At 33.1% G+C, this 16,267-nt stretch carries 14 protein-coding genes; 9 read left to right on the top strand and 5 right to left on the bottom strand.

Annotation, left to right across the window (positions count from 1 at the left end; translation table 11 throughout):
• Positions 1–125 precede the first annotated feature (125 nt).
• Positions 126–2,723 carry a DNA mismatch repair protein MutS gene (mutS, locus tag AC1Q7L_RS08190; RefSeq protein ID WP_492305022.1) on the top strand — a complete coding sequence of 866 codons (2,598 nt, stop codon included), beginning with the start codon at positions 126–128 and terminating at the stop codon, positions 2,721–2,723.
• Between the two features lie 32 nt (positions 2,724–2,755).
• Here the strand turns inward: mutS and AC1Q7L_RS08195 are convergent, their stop codons facing one another.
• Both AC1Q7L_RS08195 and AC1Q7L_RS08200 read right to left on the bottom strand, forming a co-directional pair.
• On the bottom strand, positions 2,756–3,187 hold the full coding sequence (locus AC1Q7L_RS08195; protein ID WP_492305023.1) for an energy transducer TonB: 432 nt from the start codon (positions 3,185–3,187) through the stop codon (positions 2,756–2,758).
• A 72-nt stretch (positions 3,188–3,259) separates the two neighbouring features.
• Entirely contained in the window at positions 3,260–4,054 is a 795-nt protein-coding gene (locus AC1Q7L_RS08200; protein WP_492305024.1) for a hypothetical protein, read from the bottom strand.
• A 155-nt stretch (positions 4,055–4,209) separates the two neighbouring features.
• Here AC1Q7L_RS08200 and AC1Q7L_RS08205 point away from each other — a divergent pair, with 155 nt between their 5' ends.
• The 3 genes from AC1Q7L_RS08205 to AC1Q7L_RS08215 all read left to right on the top strand — a co-directional run bounded on the left by AC1Q7L_RS08205 (position 4,210) and on the right by AC1Q7L_RS08215 (position 5,835).
• Positions 4,210–4,698: a TlpA family protein disulfide reductase gene (locus tag AC1Q7L_RS08205; protein WP_492305025.1), complete on the top strand. Its 489-nt coding sequence runs from the start codon at positions 4,210–4,212 to the stop codon at positions 4,696–4,698.
• Positions 4,699–4,708: 10 nt separating this feature from the next.
• Entirely contained in the window at positions 4,709–5,362 is a 654-nt protein-coding gene (locus AC1Q7L_RS08210) for a thioredoxin family protein (protein WP_492305026.1), read from the top strand.
• A gap of 77 nt (positions 5,363–5,439) precedes the next feature.
• Positions 5,440–5,835 carry a ribosomal maturation YjgA family protein gene (locus tag AC1Q7L_RS08215; RefSeq protein WP_492305027.1) on the top strand — a complete coding sequence of 132 codons (396 nt, stop codon included), beginning with the start codon at positions 5,440–5,442 and terminating at the stop codon, positions 5,833–5,835.
• Positions 5,836–5,841: 6 nt separating this feature from the next.
• Here AC1Q7L_RS08215 and AC1Q7L_RS08220 read toward each other — a convergent pair whose 3' ends face one another.
• The 3 genes from AC1Q7L_RS08220 to AC1Q7L_RS08230 form a co-directional block, all read right to left on the bottom strand.
• Positions 5,842–6,759: a YARHG domain-containing protein gene (locus AC1Q7L_RS08220; protein ID WP_492305028.1), complete on the bottom strand. Its 918-nt coding sequence runs from the start codon at positions 6,757–6,759 to the stop codon at positions 5,842–5,844.
• Positions 6,756–7,394 (bottom strand): DUF2306 domain-containing protein, encoded by a 639-nt coding sequence (locus tag AC1Q7L_RS08225; protein WP_492305029.1) that lies wholly within the window; start codon positions 7,392–7,394, stop codon positions 6,756–6,758. The genes AC1Q7L_RS08220 and AC1Q7L_RS08225 overlap by 4 nt, the downstream gene beginning before the upstream one ends.
• Before the next feature lie 104 nt (positions 7,395–7,498).
• Complete coding sequence (locus AC1Q7L_RS08230) at positions 7,499–8,701, bottom strand: BaiN/RdsA family NAD(P)/FAD-dependent oxidoreductase (protein WP_492305030.1); 1,203 nt, start codon at positions 8,699–8,701, stop codon at positions 7,499–7,501.
• A 115-nt stretch (positions 8,702–8,816) separates the two neighbouring features.
• Here AC1Q7L_RS08230 and AC1Q7L_RS08235 point away from each other — a divergent pair, with 115 nt between their 5' ends.
• From AC1Q7L_RS08235 to AC1Q7L_RS08255, 5 genes are all read left to right on the top strand, one after another.
• Positions 8,817–9,308: an acyl-CoA thioesterase gene (locus tag AC1Q7L_RS08235; RefSeq protein ID WP_410691699.1), complete on the top strand. Its 492-nt coding sequence runs from the start codon at positions 8,817–8,819 to the stop codon at positions 9,306–9,308.
• 88 nt (positions 9,309–9,396) lie between these two features.
• The gene (gene thiL / locus AC1Q7L_RS08240) at positions 9,397–10,461 is read left to right on the top strand and encodes a thiamine-phosphate kinase (RefSeq protein ID WP_492305031.1); all 1,065 of its coding nucleotides are present in this window, start codon (positions 9,397–9,399) and stop codon (positions 10,459–10,461) included.
• 432 nt (positions 10,462–10,893) lie between these two features.
• Positions 10,894–11,895 (top strand): hypothetical protein, encoded by a 1,002-nt coding sequence (locus AC1Q7L_RS08245; protein WP_492305032.1) that lies wholly within the window; start codon positions 10,894–10,896, stop codon positions 11,893–11,895.
• Positions 11,896–12,025: 130 nt separating this feature from the next.
• Positions 12,026–14,263, top strand: a complete 2,238-nt coding sequence (locus AC1Q7L_RS08250) for a S8 family serine peptidase (protein ID WP_492305033.1) — start codon at positions 12,026–12,028, stop codon at positions 14,261–14,263.
• A 14-nt stretch (positions 14,264–14,277) separates the two neighbouring features.
• The gene (locus tag AC1Q7L_RS08255; protein ID WP_492305034.1) at positions 14,278–16,245 is read left to right on the top strand and encodes a DUF8202 domain-containing protein; all 1,968 of its coding nucleotides are present in this window, start codon (positions 14,278–14,280) and stop codon (positions 16,243–16,245) included.
• The last annotated feature ends 22 nt before the right edge of the window (positions 16,246–16,267 follow it).

Below are 16,267 nucleotides of genomic sequence, written 5' to 3' on the forward strand. Positions count from 1 at the left end.
ATGCACAATCATCTGTGTAAATCCGTGAAATCCGTGGGAGAAAAAATATTTTAAATTATCAAGCATTTTAATCCTTCTATTTTATTTCATACTTTTACCATCCTAATTTTTTAAGAAAGATTTTAATGGCAAAGGCGACGAAAGAAAAGAAAGAAACCCCGTTAATGACTCAATATAACACCATCAAGGCGAAATATCCTGATGCGCTTTTGTTATTTCGAGTGGGAGATTTCTATGAAACTTTCGGGCAGGATGCCGTTAGGACTTCCCAGATTTTGGGTATTGTTTTAACCAAAAGAGCGAATGGAGACGGTCATATAGAATTGGCTGGATTTCCGCATCATTCCGTAGATTCTTATTTGCCAAAGTTGGTGAGAGCAGGACTTCGTGTTGCGATCTGCGACCAGTTGGAAGATCCTAAAACCGTAAAAGGAATTGTAAAAAGAGGAGTGACCGAATTGGTGACGCCCGGAGTTACGTTCAATGATCAGGTTTTAAACTCGAAAAAGAATAACTTCCTGCTTTCTCTTCATAAAGAAAAAGAAAAATACGGAATCGCTTTGGTTGATGTTTCAACAGGTGAGTTTTTGGTAAGTGAAGGAAATTTAGATAAAATACTTCATATCGTCAATACTTTTGATCCGAGTGAGATTATTTATCAGAGAAGTGTTCAGCTTCCGGAACAGCTTAAAAATAAAAGTGCTTTCAAGCTTGAAGATTGGGCTTATCAATATAATTTTGGCTACGAAAAGCTGACGAATCATTTTAAAACCAATTCTTTGAAGGGATTTGGAGTTGAAAATTCTCAGTTAGCAATTACTGCAGCGGGAGCTATCTTTGCTTATTTAGTTGAAGATACGCACCATAATTTATTAGCTCACATTACAAAGATTCAGGTGATTCCTCAGGAGGATTTTCTAATGATGGATAATTTCACGTTGAGAAACCTAGAAATTGTTTATCCAAGCAATCCACAAGGAAAATCGTTATTAGATATTATCGATAAAACGTCAACTCCAATGGGAGGGAGATTGTTGAGAAGAAGAATTATTCTTCCATTAAAATCTGTTTACGAAATTGGCAGAAGGCTTTCTTTAATTGATTTTTTAAATGAAAACGACCATCTTAAATACGAGATTTCACAACTGTTAAAGGCGATTTCTGATTTGGATCGATTAATGGGAAAATTGGCTGCAGAAAAGATCTCGCCCAGAGAATTAGGACATTTGCGCCAGAGTTTAATTAATATTCATAAAATTAAAGCGTTACTTCATCCTCATGCGGATGTTTTGGCTTGGCTTGAACCGTTGTCTGATTTAGATGAATTAATTAAATCTTTACAAAATTCTCTTAATGAAGAACTTCCGGTAAGTTTGGCGAAAGGAAATGTGATTAAAAATGGTATTTCTGAAGAGCTGGATATGTTGAGAGGTCTTCAAAGTAAAGGTCGTGGTTTCCTTGATGATATGTGTCAGCGAGAAATCGAAAGAACAGGAATTACAAGCCTTAAAATTGATTTTAACAATGTTTTCGGATATTATATTGAAGTTCGAAATACCCATAAAGATAAAGTTCCGAGTGATTGGCTGAGAAAGCAAACGTTGGTGAATGCAGAACGTTATATCACGGAAGAATTAAAAGAATATGAAAGTCAGATTCTTGGCGCGGAGGACAAAATCGGTGTTTTGGAGAATCAATTATACAGAAATGTTTGTTCTGAAACGATGGTTTATATGGATCAGATTCAGGAGAATTCGAACATTATTGCACAATTGGATGTTGCGGTTGGTTTATCTGAATTGGCTGTTTCTGAGAGTTATACAAAACCTGTTTTAACGGATAGTTTTTCAATCGATTTAAAAGAAGCAAGGCATCCAATTATTGAAAATGCACTTCCTTTAGGTGAAAAATATATTCCGAATGATATTTATTTAGATAAAGATTCTCAGCAGATTATCATGGTTACAGGACCCAACATGGCCGGTAAATCGGCGATTCTTCGTCAGACTGCAATTGTTTGTCTTTTGGCTCAAATTGGAAGTTTTGTTCCTGCAAAATATGCTGAAATCGGAGTTTTAGACAAAATTTTCACAAGAGTTGGAGCCACAGATAATATTTCGGCTGGTGAATCAACTTTTATGGTTGAAATGAACGAAGCTGCCAATATTTTAAATAATATCTCAGACCGAAGTTTAATTTTATTAGACGAAATCGGTCGTGGAACTTCAACTTATGATGGGGTTTCCATTGCTTGGGCAATCGCAGAATATCTTCATCAACATCCGACTCAGGCTAAAACTTTATTCGCAACGCATTATCATGAACTAAATGAAATGACCGTGAATTTTGAGCGTGTAAAGAATTTCCACGTTTCTATTCAGGAGAACAAAGGAAGTATTATTTTTCTGAGAAAGCTTATTCCTGGTGGAAGTGAGCACAGTTTCGGTATTCATGTTGCGAAATTGGCGGGAATGCCTTCAAAAGTAGTCAACAGAGCTAATGAAATCCTAAAAACGTTAGAAGCAAGTCGCGGACAGGGGACTGGGGCATCTGAAACCATCAAAAGAGTTACAGAAGAAAATATGCAGCTTTCTTTCTTCCAATTAGACGATCCTGTGTTGGAAAATATCCGTGAAGAATTGATGAAAATTGATATTAATACTTTGACACCGATTGAAGCTTTAATGAAGCTTAATTCGATTAAGAAAATGATTGGGAAATAACCATTTAACTTTAAAATATTAATAATAAAGTCCTAATATTTCTTCAACGATAAAGGAAAGGTATAAAGATAACGAACGGGCTCATTATTTACTGTTGCGGGTTTCCACTTCACAAACATTCTTCTGATGGCTATTTCCGCGGCTTCTGAGTGTTTTTTATCGTCTCCGGTTGCGGTAACGTAGCGAATATAGCCGTTTTTTTCAACGATAAAATATACTCTGGTGTTGATTTTATTAGTTTTTACATCAATAATATCCATGTTTTCTGCAAATTTTCTGTGAAAAGCTTCCATTCCTCCCGGAAACTCAGGAGCCTTGTCTGCTTTTGTTACCACATCATCCATTTTCATTTTTGATTTTAAAAATGTATAATCTGTAATTGGAGGATCGGTCTTAACATCAGTTTTTTGCCCAAATACCGTGATGCCTAAAAATGCTATTAAAAAGAAGAATAATTTTTTCATAGCGAAAGAATTTTGTTAAAATTTTAATGGTTTTAACCTAAGCAAAAAGAGAGCCTAAATGCTCTCTTTGTATTATAAATGATTGTATTCGTAAGTTGTGATCTCGGTCTTGGTTATTGAAGTCCCTGTTTTTTCGTAGGAATCCTTGGTTTCTTTCTTAGGATATCCATTCGTATTATATTCGTAGGTTGAATGGTAGATCGTCCATTCATCTCCCGGTATATTGGTGTATTGGATGCGGTTGTTATAATCTATAACATTACGGCTTGATCCGTTCATGTCTTCACTCTCCAAAAGTCTTGTATAGCCTGTGATATTTTTAAAAGGAAAGCTTCCGCTATCATAGGCAACATTTTTAAGAATTCCGGTTCCGTTTTGAGTTGTTGTTGGCTTTACATCTGCCACGGTTTCTGTCCAGTTTTTTAAAGACCCGTCCGTATTTAAATAAACATCTTTTACATAAGTTTTAGTTGAGTTGGTCTGAGCAAGAACAACGGTTATTCTTACACGATCGGCACCAATGTAAGCATAATCTGTAGTGTAAGTTCCTCCTTGATAAGTAGATGATTTTTTTAAGATCTTGTTTGAACTGTTGTACGTTACATTTGTGGTTTGTGTTGATCCATCAGCGTAAGTATCAAGATATTTACTGATCAAATCACCGGAATACGTATAAGTTCTTTTGAAATTATCCGTTGTATTGGTCATGGTAACGATCTTGGCTCCGTTATAACTGAATGTATAATTATCACCATCCTGCACCATTTTGGTTACTAAAATAGGGTTGTCTTCTGCAGAAGTATCTTCCTCAACCGTTGCACACGATGTGAAAAGTAAAATAGGTAGTAAGAAGTAAAATTTTTTCATATAAATTGAGTAAATGAGTTATAAGAGTCAAAAATAAGAGAAATATTTAATTATTGAAATAAATTATAAGTTAAAATATAATATGGTTGATATATTTTTAAACTTAAAAGATTCATCTTAATAAAATGCCATTAATAATTTCACTAATTTTGAGTATGAAGAATGTAATCAATATATTATTTCTGTGTTTGTGTTTTACGGTTTTTAAAGCACAACAGACAACGGTTTCTTCAATTAAATATGAAGAGCTGGAAAAACGTATTCAACAGGAGAAAGATAAATTTCTTGTGGTTAATTTTTGGTCAACCACCTGTGCGCCATGCGTAAAAGAGCTTCCTCATTTCATGGAAGTCAATAAGAAATATGCGAATAATCCGAAATTTAAAATGATCTTGGTTTCACTTGATCGATTGGTTGATAAAGAAAGAGTGATCAAGTTCATTAAAAATAAAAACCTCACAGCAGAAGTTATTTTATTGGATGATATCAAAAGAATGAACACTTGGATCCCAAGGTTTGAAAAAGACTGGGATGGAAATATTCCGGTGACCATTTTCTATAAAAACGGAGAAAAAGTACATTTCAACGACGGAGAAATGAGCAAAGAAGAACTTGAAAATACAATTACTAAAAATTTACAATAATCAAAATAATATGAAAAATTTAAAGATTTTAATGACAGCTTTTATCGTTGGTTTAGGGCTTTTAAGCTTCACCACGATAAACGATGATAAAACTCCTCAAAAACAAAAGGCAGCTTCCACAAAAGGATATGGAGTAGGAGACGAGGCAACAGATTTTAAGCTAAAAAATGTTGATGGCAAAATGGTTTCTTTAAGCGATTTTAAATCGGCAAAAGGCTTTATCGTGATCTTCACATGCAACCACTGCCCATACGCGAAAAAATACGAGGACAGAATTGTTGAGCTTGACAAAAAATACAAAGATCAGGGTTATCCCGTGATAGCAATTAATCCAAATGATCCAAGCGTACAGCCGGAAGATGGCTACAAACAAATGATTGAGAGAGCTAAAGAAAAAGAGTTTACTTTCCCTTATTTGGTAGATGAAGGGCAGAAAGTTTTTCCTCAATACGGAGCGACAAAAACACCGCATGTATTTGTTTTACAGAAAGAAAACGGTAAAAATATCGTAAAATACATTGGAGCAATCGATAATAATTACGAAAATCCAAACGATGTTTCAGAGTATTATGCCCAAGATGCGGTAAATGCTTTGATAAAAGGCGAACCTATAAAAATGACAAAAACTGTCGCCATCGGATGCACGGTGAAAGTAAAGAAATAATATCTTTGTAGAAATATAATCAATAGGAACGGGCTTTAGCCCGTTTTTTTAATAATAAAATTAGCCAAAACATAAATATGAAATTCAAATTCAGCTTAAAATATTTCGTTGCAACAATAGTAATTTTCTTGGTTGAGGTTTTAATTGCCACAAAATTAAAAGACATTTTCTTCGTAAGAGCCTATTTGGGAGACGTTATTGTGGTGATTCTTCTATATACTTTCGTTAAAAGTTTTTTTGTCATTAATAATCAAAAATTAATTCTGGGAATTCTGGCTTTTTCTTGTTTGGTCGAGTTTGCTCAATCTTTCAATATTGCAGAAAAACTAGGCTTCCAACAAGGAAGCCTGATGTATATTGTGATCGGAAATTCTTTTTCCTGGATCGATATTTTATGTTATGTTGCAGGTTGTTTGATCCTTTTTCTTTTTGTAAAATTTGAAGAATCAAGAAGCTTACAAAAAGTGAGTTAAGATCAATTATCTTCCGAAAGAATCATATTTATCTTCCGCATATTTTACAAAGCGATTCAACAAAGCAACGTTCTCTTTTTCCATCGGAGAAAGATCATTATCTACATTATTAGAAACCGGAATATACCAATCTGTCTGTTCAAAAAAGTTTCTGTAGGTCTGTTTTTTGAAAGCATATCCGTGTCTTGCAAAAACCGAATTTTTGATGATTTCAAGATCCAGTTTTCTTAAGTTTTTAAGATCTTTTTCTGACAGTTTTTGTTTTGAAGCATTTAATTTAAAAACGGCATCCGAAGCAACTCTGTTTTTTTGAGTTGTGTATTTTTCTGTTTTCCCGGTTTCTTCATCGGTGTATTTTTCAACAAAATCTTTCGGATTTTCCCAATCGACTAAGTTGGAATCTTCATCCAGCATAAAATTCGGATTATAAACAAACTGCTTTTTGGTTAGTTTTAGTGTTTTTAGAGGTGATTTTACCGCTTTTTTATTAAATACAGACCATTTTCCAGTTAAACTGTCACCAGTTAATTTTACTTCAAATCTGCCATCAGTTTTATCATTTCCGGGTTCATCAAGCGTAAATGATTTTGAACTTTCATTAAAAATCCCACGGAACGGACGTTGATTTCCATTCACAATACTTTGTCCGTAAACACTGTCTTTTGTAATTCTGTTGATCTTTAAAGCAAGCTTTTTATAAACTTCTCCCTCATATTCCTCTCCATCTTCAGAAGTAATCATTTCCTTTCCTGCAAAATCGCCCATGTAAATTCCATACAGTTCTTGATGAACCTCAGGAACAACCACAGAATCTTTCTTTGCAACAAGAGAATCTTTTGATGATTGGGTTTCTTTTCCATCCTTTTTGCAGGCAATTAAACTGACTGTAAATAAGGAGATTAATGTTAATTTTAAAGTTTTCATATATGTTTTTTTGTAATTAAATATTCAATTAAAAGGATATTCGGAACCCATCCCATCCATGCAATAATCTCATAGACATCCATCGGATTGGGGTGGAATAAATATACAATAATAACCTTCCACATTCTTAAAGTGACAGCAGAAAGCGTTAATGCGAAGCTTCTCCACATCCACTGTTTATGTTGTTTAAATTTTTCCTGTCGGGCAAATTGATAAGCCTTGAAAGTCGTAAACCACCACAAACTTCCCAAAATAACAAACGAAATTTTAGAAAAAATATCTCCGTTAGCGAAAAATCCCATGTAAATTCCCGACGGAGCAGAAAAGATCAATAATAGAAAAATATATATCTTTCCCGAATTTTTATGGAAATTTTTCAATCCAAAATCTTTCCTAAGAATAGCTAAAAACCCTGAAAGTAAAACAAAAATACTCGTGTAAACATGCGTGTAGAAAAACCACAGATATTCCGGTCTGTAGGTAACTTCAGTTTGTTTTATCATTAAAAAGCTGACCTCTGTTTTTAATGGAATATATTCTAACGTAATTTTCAGCATCAGCCAAAAGAAATATCCGAACCCGATGATTAAAAGGATTTTAAAAAGATTCGAAATGTTTTTTTTGACTAAAAGCATTTTATATTTTTTTAAACACTAATATCACAAATTTTCCCACTAATATTCACAAGATAAATTGTGCTATTTGTGAAATTATTAGTGTCATTTGTGTTTAGATTAAGCTATTTCAAATTCAAATCCTGCGCAATCAGCCAAGCCTCACTCCAACAAGCCTGAAAGTTAAAACCTCCCGTCACCGCATCAATATTTAAAACTTCTCCGGCAACATAAAAATTAGGCAAAATTTTGGAGGACATATTTTTAAAATTAACTTCTTTTAAATCTACCCCTCCTGCGGTTACAAATTCATCTTTAAAAGTTGATTTTCCTGTAACCTGCAATTTCTTTTTGCATAAATTTTCAAGAATCAACTGCATTTCTTTTCCCGAAATCTGTGCAACTTGTTTGTTTAGGTCTATTTTTGAAACCTCTAAAACTTTTTGCCAGAATCTATTCGTAATATCAAATATTTTTGCCAATCCAATCGTCTTTTTTGGATTAGATTGTTTGAAGTTTTGAAATAATTCTTCTGCATCATCAATATCTTTTGAAATAAAATTAACTTCAATTTCAAAATTATATTTAACCTTCGCTAAACTTAAAGCCTCCCAAGCCGATATTTTTAAAATAGCGGGTCCAGAAAGTCCCCAATGGGTAATCAATAATGGTCCGCTTTCCTCTGTTTTTAATTTTGGAATTGAGATTTCCGCATTTTCAAAACTTGTTCCCGGCAATTCTTTTAATAAATCATTCTTAATATTGAATGTAAAAAGTGATGGAACTAAATCGATGATTTTATGGCCTAAATTTTCAATGATTTTCAATGATTTTGGCGAACTTCCGGTTGTATAAATCACAAAATCGGCTTCAAAATCGCCTAAACTTGTTTTAACGATATATTTCTCGTCCAGTTTTTCAATTTCTTTTACAGAGCATTTTGTTTTTACTTCAACATTTTTGTGCTGAATTTCATTCAATAAAGTATTAATAATGGTCTGTGAAGAATTACTTTCGGGAAAAACCCTGTTATCATTTTCAATTTTCAACGGAACTTTTCGTTGATCAAACCAATCCATCGTATCTCCCGGCTGAAATTTGGTGAAAACACTTAATAATTCCTTATTTCCGCGGGGGTAGAACTGAACTAATTCTTTGGGATCAAAGCATGCGTGAGTTACATTACATCTTCCACCTCCGGAAATCTTAACTTTCTGAAGGACATCTGAGTTTTGCTCAAGAATCGTAATGTTGTATTTTGTTTCGTCAAGATTCGATGCACAGAAAAAACCGGCTGCACCGCCTCCAATAATGATAATTTGCTTCATAATTCTATTAATCTTATGCTCAAGATTATTTTTACAAAACTACAATTTTTATAAACCATCTTATTTGAGTAATTTTGAAGATTATAATTTTAATTATTCTAAAACAGATTTCTAAATGATATTTTACCATAAATTCGAAGTTCGTTGGAGTGATCTTGATGCCAACAAACATTTAGCAAACTCATCATATGTGCAATTTTGCGCACAAACCAGAATGGCTTTTATGAAGCAGGAAAAAATGGGTGTTACTCAAATGAGCCGATGGGGAATTGGTCCTGTAATCATGCACGAAAGATTTTCTTTTTTTAAAGAAATATTTGCTGACCAAGTCGTTATCGTAAGTCTGGAAATCGATGGTTGTGCAGAAGATTCTTCTATTTATCGTTTTGTACACAAATTTTATCTTCCAGATGGTTCGCACTGTGCAACTGCAGAAGCGACAGGAGTTTGGATTGATACCATGTTGAGAAAAATGACAACGCCACCGGATGATGTCATGGAAGCAATGAACAAATATAAAACACCGGATACAATAATTTTAACGAGAGAAGATTTTAAGAAATTACCTTTCCGTCCGGAAAATATTGATCCTACGAAACTTAACTAATAATTGATAAGAGATAAATGATAGTTGATATAATAAAACGTCTTCAAAATCATTTATCATTTATCAATCATCACTTATAAATTAAAATATGTTTGAAGATAAAGAACCAGAATTAACGCCGATCTCTAAACTAGGAGAATTTGGGTTGATAAAGCATTTAACAGAACATTTTCCTTTATCCAACGAGTCTTCGGTGCTTGGAGTGGGAGATGACGCGGCAATCATTAATCCTGGAAATAAAAAAGTTGTTCTTACCACAGATGTTTTGGCAGAAGGAGTGCATTTCAATTTAGGATATGTGCCGTTGAAGCATTTGGGATATAAAGCGGTTGTTGTAAATCTTAGTGATGTTGCAGCAATGAACGCTACTCCGACACAAATCTTGGTTTCATTGGCGGTTTCAAACCGTTTTCCGGTAGAAGCTTTGGAAGAAATTTATTCTGGAATTCAGGCAGCTTGTACTCGATATAAAGTCGATTTGATCGGTGGAGATACAACAAGCTCAAACGCAGGTTTGGTTATGAGTATTACGGCTGTCGGAATTGAAGATGAAGAAAACATCGTAAAAAGAAGTACTGCAAAACCAAATGATCTTCTTGTTGTAAGTGGAGATTTAGGAGGTGCTTATATGGGACTTCAGATTTTAGAAAGAGAACATGCTGTGTTCCTTGCTGACCCAAATATGCAACCTGAAATGGAAGGATTTGATTATATTTTGGAAAGACAATTGAAACCTGAAGCAAGAACAGACGTTAAAGGTATTTTAGAAGGATTGGATATTAAGCCAACTTCTATGATTGATATTTCTGATGGTTTGGCTTCTGAAATTCTTCATCTTTCTGACCAATCAAACGTTGGTTTCAGATTGTATGAGGAGAAAGTTCCAATGGATAATTTGACGATTACGACGGCAGATGAATTTAATTTAAATCCTGTAATGGCTGCTCTAAGCGGAGGTGAAGATTATGAATTATTGTTTACCATTTCACCAAATGATTTTGAAAAAATGAAAAACCATCCGGATTTTACGATCATCGGGCATGCTGTTGATAAACAAGAAGGTAATTTCATGGTCGCGAGAGGTTCTAATCAATTGGTTTCTCTTACCGCGCAAGGTTGGGATGCTTTTTTAGGAAATAATCAAAACGATTAAATTTTATTTAATTTTGAAATATTGTGAAACCACTGCTTTTGTAGTGGTTTTTTTGTTTAAAAAATTAATTTAATTTTCATTTGTGATTAATTTGAATGTTTTCAGGGTGTTATGTAGTGAATAATGATTTTTCGAAAAAAAATATCCTGAAAAGAAAATTTAGATATATTTGCATTGACTTATTAAAAACACAAATTTACAACACAAACACGATGAAAAAAACACACGCAATTTATAATATAGATCCGTCTATTTCTCAATACTGAGAATTAACTACATTTTTACTCGACTTTTAAAAATCATATCCAATTATTTATAAATATTTGTGGATATGAATCTGATATTTACCTAAAAGGTGGAGTTTTGATTAATAAAATCAAATTCCGGTTTAACATTGGATAAAAATAAAGATTACAAATTAAAAAAACATTTATGAAAAAAACATTATCAATTTTTGGCTTAATTATTTTTAAGTCTCTATTTTCTCAGAACATTCCTTTTGATAAGCTATATGGAAATTCTGATCCTACACATTATTATTTGAGTCATTATCCTGCTTCCACTTCTGATGGATTGGATATTAATTGGTATGGCGGGATAAGACTTCAAACCTCTGCAGGGCTAGGGATTCAACTATTAAATAACGGAAATGTAGGAATAGGTACACCAGATCCTGAATCAAAACTTACAGTAAATGAAGTTGGACCAGCAGGTTCAAATCAATTTCTGTTAAGGAGTAATCATTTGAGAAATCCAGATAGGTACTTTATGAAAAATAGCATATTTGGAACAGGAACTGAAGATGTAACTTTTTCTCTAAGGCATGATGGACAAATGTTTGTAGACGGGAGTGTAGGAATAGGAACAACTAATCCAGAAGCAAAATTAGATATATTAGGTGATTTAAAATCTTATAATCACAAGATTTTTGATTATTCTCCTATGGTTTATCTGGATAGAAATACAGATGTTGGAGGTTATATACAGGGAATACAGACTAGATTAGTGGACGGGACAAATAATTGGTTTTTTGGCAATGTACATGCTGATACTTTTGTAATAACTACAGGAGATTATGCTGGGGCAAATCAATTTATTATAACAAGAGGAGGTAATGCCGCACTGAAAGGAAAACTAGAAGCTAAAGAATTGAAAGTAACTCTAACTCCTACAGCTGACTTTGTATTTGAAAAAGACTATAATCTTCCTAAACTTGAAGATGTTGAAAAACATTTACAAGAGAAAAAACATTTACCAGAAGTTGCTTCGGCAAGTCAAATGGAAAAAGAAGGAGTAAATGTCGGAGAATTTCAAATTAAACTTTTACAAAAAATTGAGGAACTTACTTTGTATGTAATACAGCTCAATAAAGATGTTAAAAAATTAGAAGAAGAAAATAAAGAACTCAATAAAAAATATAATAACCAGAAATAGATCCTATTAAGAATGAGAAAAGCATCGTTTTTTCTCTTTTACTCAATTCATTTTAATGATAAGAATATGTAATCATATTGTTAAAATGATTCTTGCTTTTTTAATAAACACAATCATTAAAATTATTCGAATGCAGAAAATCTATAATAAATCATTATTGGGGATTGCTGTGCTATTCTTTTTTTCATCAAATGGGCAAACTAAAGATGTATTAAATGAAAAACCACGAGAAAGCGAAATACATGCCTTTCAAAATAAAATAGATCAATATCAAAATCAACAAAAAGAAGAAGTTTTAAGGCTTAAAGGCTTAGGAAACAAAGAATTTATTTTCGTAAACGGGAATGAAAAACAACTTGTTGGTGCTGATGAAAATGGAAAACCACTTTATTATACAACTCTAAATGCTGGTGCAGCTAAAATGACCAAAGCTGATAATTTATACCCTGGTGGAGTTGCCGGATTAAATATTGCCGGACAAAATATGATTATTGGTCAATGGGACTATTCAAAACCCAGAACTACTCATGAATTATTAACTGGAAAAATAAACAGCTATGATAATTTACAAAACCAAACAATTTCCCGTCACAGTACCAGTATAGCAGGAACACTCGCTGGAAATAATGGAGATGCAGAAGCCAAAGGCATCGCCTATGAAGCAAAAATCAATGCCTATGATTGGGTGAATGATGTTTCGGAAATGCTTTCGGAAGCATACAATGGTTCAAATGGAATATTAGTAGCCAATAACAGTTATGGTTTTGATCCGATGTATCTTCAAACGTATCAGTTTGGTAAATATAATGTAACGGCGCAGTCTTGGGATAATTTGATGTACTTAAAACCGTATCTCCAAATTGTAAAAGCGGCAGGAAATTCTAGAGAAATTGATCCAAGTATTGTTCCTCAGGTTTCAGCTAAAAACGGATATGACCTTCTGGAAGGCGCGGGAATTGCTAAAAACGTTCTGGTAGTTGCTTCAGCAAAGAAAAATACTAATATGAATTCGGATGAAGCTTTTGATGTTTCGTCTTTCAGCAGTTACGGACCAACAGATGACGGTAGGATAAAACCTGACATTTGTGCACCTGGAGAAAATATTTATTCATCTATTGAAACTTACGATGCTGCTTATGGTACCTATAGAGGGACTTCTTCGGCGACAGCTGTTGTTTCTGGTATTATAACTTTACTTCAACAATACTATAAATCTGTAAGTCCAACACAGAGTTATATGCTTTCATCAACGGTGAGAGCTTTATTGGCTCATACTGCTAATGATAAAGGAACAGAAGGACCAGATTATATTTATGGATGGGGATTGGCAGATGCAAAAAGAGCTTCTGAAGCAATCTATAATAATATTGAAGGAACAATTAATGGTGAAAAAAAATCTACTTTAATTAAAGAGGTTAATTTAAACCAAGGAAATAAATATACTTTATATGTTGTTCCTTATGAAACCAGTCAGCCATTATCTGCTACTATTTCATGGACGGATCCACAGGGAAATTTAATAAGCAATGTCGTAGATCTTAATAATCCTAATGTAATTAATGATTTAGATTTAAAAATAGTAAAAATAAATTCTAACGGGACGGAAAGTACTTACTATCCATGGAAATTAGGGGGAATGAGCAATCTGACAGGAGCAGCAACCAATACATCTACAAACAATGTAGATACTATAGAAAGAGTTGATATTAAAAATCCTGAAAAAGTAACATATAAAATAATTGTTTCTCCAAAGACAAATACTACTCCGTTGTTACCAAGTGGGAATCAAACCTTTTCAATAGTGGTTTCAAACGTTGACTTTTGTTATAAAGAAGATCTTACAACATTAGTAAGTCCAACAGATGATATTTCTACAAGTCAGACGATTTTGGCTAAACAAATTGTGGCAAGCAATAAAGTTATTGCTCCAGTACAGAATGTTGAATACATAGCTTCAAGAGATATTGTTTTACTTCCAGGTTTTCATGCTCAGCAAGGTGTTGGTTTTCATGCTTTCATTACGCCATGCTTTGATTTGATTTCGGCCTTAAAATATAAAGCACAGCAAAGAGTAGGAGCAGAGGTTATTACCGGATCAACTGGATCATCACTTGGACATTTTACATTATTTCCAAATCCAGCGAAAGAAGAAGTTAATATTAAATTTTATCTGCAAAATGAATCTTCCATAAAGATTTCGATATATGATGCATCAGGAAAACTTTTATCAACAGAACAAAGTTCAACCAAATTTCCTAAAGGTGAATTTGTGAAAACTGTAGATACAAGGGCTTATTCTCCGGGAGTGTATATGGTTTCAATAGAAACTTCAGAATATAAGGAAACAAAAAAGCTAATCATAAAATAAAACACAAATAATACATGAAAAAAATATTTACACTCCTCAGTGTTTTGCTCATTTGTATTTTAAATGCCCAATCACCTGGTGGAGTTGGAGGTTTAAGTGTTTGGTATAAAACCAACTCACTTCAGACTCCGGCTTTGCTGTATCGGGATTATAGTGGTAATCAGCATCAAATTCAAGCCTTAACAAGCGCTAATAAACCTAACTATTCGTTACTGAATTATAATGAATGTTTAAATTTTGATGGGACAGACGATTTTTTGAAGTTTCCATTTGTAATAGAAACGATTGATAAAATAAACTTCTTTACCGCTTATCAAAATAAGAATTCAACGCAGGAATCTGCTTTGTTTACTACAGACAATACAGATGAGAAAGAGTTATTTTATAGCACTAAAAATATTTTTAGATATAATAATGACCAAATTAATTATATCAATACCAGCACAATTGATACGTTAGCTTCTTTTAGTTTATATTCTAAATTTGGAAATCCATCAACTAAAATTACGAAGGTAATTGGTAAGACAGGTCTTTCATCAATGTTTATAGGAAAAGATGCAGGGAACCATCAATGGCAAAGCTTTAAAGGAAAGCTACCTGAGTTTTTTACATATAGAAAAATTCTTACTCTTAATGAAAGAAATAGAGTAAATACTTATTTGGCAGTAAAATATGCAATTACAATGCCTTATACAGAATATCTGAGCTCTAAAAATAAAAAAATATGGAGACAAGATGATTTTAATGATTATCCTGCAAACATCACAGGTATAGCAAGGGATGGGTATTCTGATCTTTATCAAAAACAGGCTACAAGTTCGTCAGAACAAAAAAGGTTGGTTATTGCTGCAAAAAAATTGGCTGTTGATAATAGATCAAATGATGCACAGTTTCCGGATCAAACTTTTTTGATTTGGGGAGATAATAAAAAACCATTAGAATTGGATGCTGAAACCTTCGGATATAGATTGTTAAAAAGAAAATGGAAGGCAAGATTTACTACTGAAAACTCTCAAACAATTCCTACAGAGGTAGTCTTTTCCATTAAAAATATTATTGCGCAAATTCCGGCAGATAAAAAACTTTGGCTTTTGGTTGACAGAACAGGACAAGGGAATTTTAATTCATCTAATATTGATGCATACCCAATGGATTATGTTGATAATGATCAGGGAGTTCATTTTAAGGATGTAGTTTTCGATCAGGATCTATCAGGAACTGATGTTTTTTCTTTTGCTTTAGGGAATCAAATTTTATCAATTTATCAGATTACCCAACCTACATGTACTGTTACAAGTGGAACGCTTAATTTAAATATTAAAGGAGGAAAAGCACCATTCAATGTTGCTCTTACAGGTAATGGAACATCACAAAACATAAGTGTTCAGACATCACAGGTTTCATTCCCGAATTTAGCAATAGGTAACTATCACCTTAATATTACTGATGCTAATAATAATGTTACTTCTTATGACTTTACGGTGAATGATTTCAGCTCTATTAATTTAGATCTTGGTCCGGATGTAGCAATTTCTTCTGGTAATTCTGCTCAGTTTGATGCATCAACACAAATTACAGATCCAAATGCAACATATACCTGGACTTCTGATAATGGATTTACCAGTAACTCTCCAAATATTAATGTTTATGAACCGGGAGAATATACTGTAACCGTAAAAACATCAGATAACTGTATTAAAAAAGATACAGTAAAAGTTACAAGAAAGAGAGAAAACGGAATAGTAATTTATCCTAATCCGGTGCCAAAAGGGCACCCTTTTACAATAAGAATTATTTCAGATAAGAAAGAAACTGTAGATATAAAAATACATGACGCCTCTGGAAGATTGATAAAAACCATTCAGGATAAGGGCAAAGATTATTATGAAATACAGGATACTTTACCAGTCGAAGGAGTGTATTTAATTATTGTAAAAACTTCGTCTGAAATCAAGGTATTCAAACTAATTGTAAAAAATTAATATCCATACTTGAAACATTCTA

The organism is Chryseobacterium sp. GW823-FHT05E08, assembly GCF_058795655.1.

Excerpts from the sequence above, each read along its gene's own strand:
- mutS (WP_492305022.1), top strand. The coding sequence starts at position 126 with ATGGCAAAGGCGACGAAAGAAAAGAAAGAAACCCCGTTAATGACTCAA.
- AC1Q7L_RS08195 (WP_492305023.1), bottom strand. The coding sequence starts at position 3,187 with ATGAAAAAATTATTCTTCTTTTTAATAGCATTTTTAGGCATCACGGTA.
- AC1Q7L_RS08200 (WP_492305024.1), bottom strand. The coding sequence starts at position 4,054 with ATGAAAAAATTTTACTTCTTACTACCTATTTTACTTTTCACATCGTGT.
- AC1Q7L_RS08205 (WP_492305025.1), top strand. The coding sequence starts at position 4,210 with ATGAAGAATGTAATCAATATATTATTTCTGTGTTTGTGTTTTACGGTT.
- AC1Q7L_RS08210 (WP_492305026.1), top strand. The coding sequence starts at position 4,709 with ATGAAAAATTTAAAGATTTTAATGACAGCTTTTATCGTTGGTTTAGGG.
- AC1Q7L_RS08215 (WP_492305027.1), top strand. The coding sequence starts at position 5,440 with ATGAAATTCAAATTCAGCTTAAAATATTTCGTTGCAACAATAGTAATT.
- AC1Q7L_RS08220 (WP_492305028.1), bottom strand. The coding sequence starts at position 6,759 with ATGAAAACTTTAAAATTAACATTAATCTCCTTATTTACAGTCAGTTTA.
- AC1Q7L_RS08225 (WP_492305029.1), bottom strand. The coding sequence starts at position 7,394 with ATGCTTTTAGTCAAAAAAAACATTTCGAATCTTTTTAAAATCCTTTTA.
- AC1Q7L_RS08230 (WP_492305030.1), bottom strand. The coding sequence starts at position 8,701 with ATGAAGCAAATTATCATTATTGGAGGCGGTGCAGCCGGTTTTTTCTGT.
- AC1Q7L_RS08235 (WP_410691699.1), top strand. The coding sequence starts at position 8,817 with ATGATATTTTACCATAAATTCGAAGTTCGTTGGAGTGATCTTGATGCC.
- thiL (WP_492305031.1), top strand. The coding sequence starts at position 9,397 with ATGTTTGAAGATAAAGAACCAGAATTAACGCCGATCTCTAAACTAGGA.
- AC1Q7L_RS08245 (WP_492305032.1), top strand. The coding sequence starts at position 10,894 with ATGAAAAAAACATTATCAATTTTTGGCTTAATTATTTTTAAGTCTCTA.
- AC1Q7L_RS08250 (WP_492305033.1), top strand. The coding sequence starts at position 12,026 with ATGCAGAAAATCTATAATAAATCATTATTGGGGATTGCTGTGCTATTC.
- AC1Q7L_RS08255 (WP_492305034.1), top strand. The coding sequence starts at position 14,278 with ATGAAAAAAATATTTACACTCCTCAGTGTTTTGCTCATTTGTATTTTA.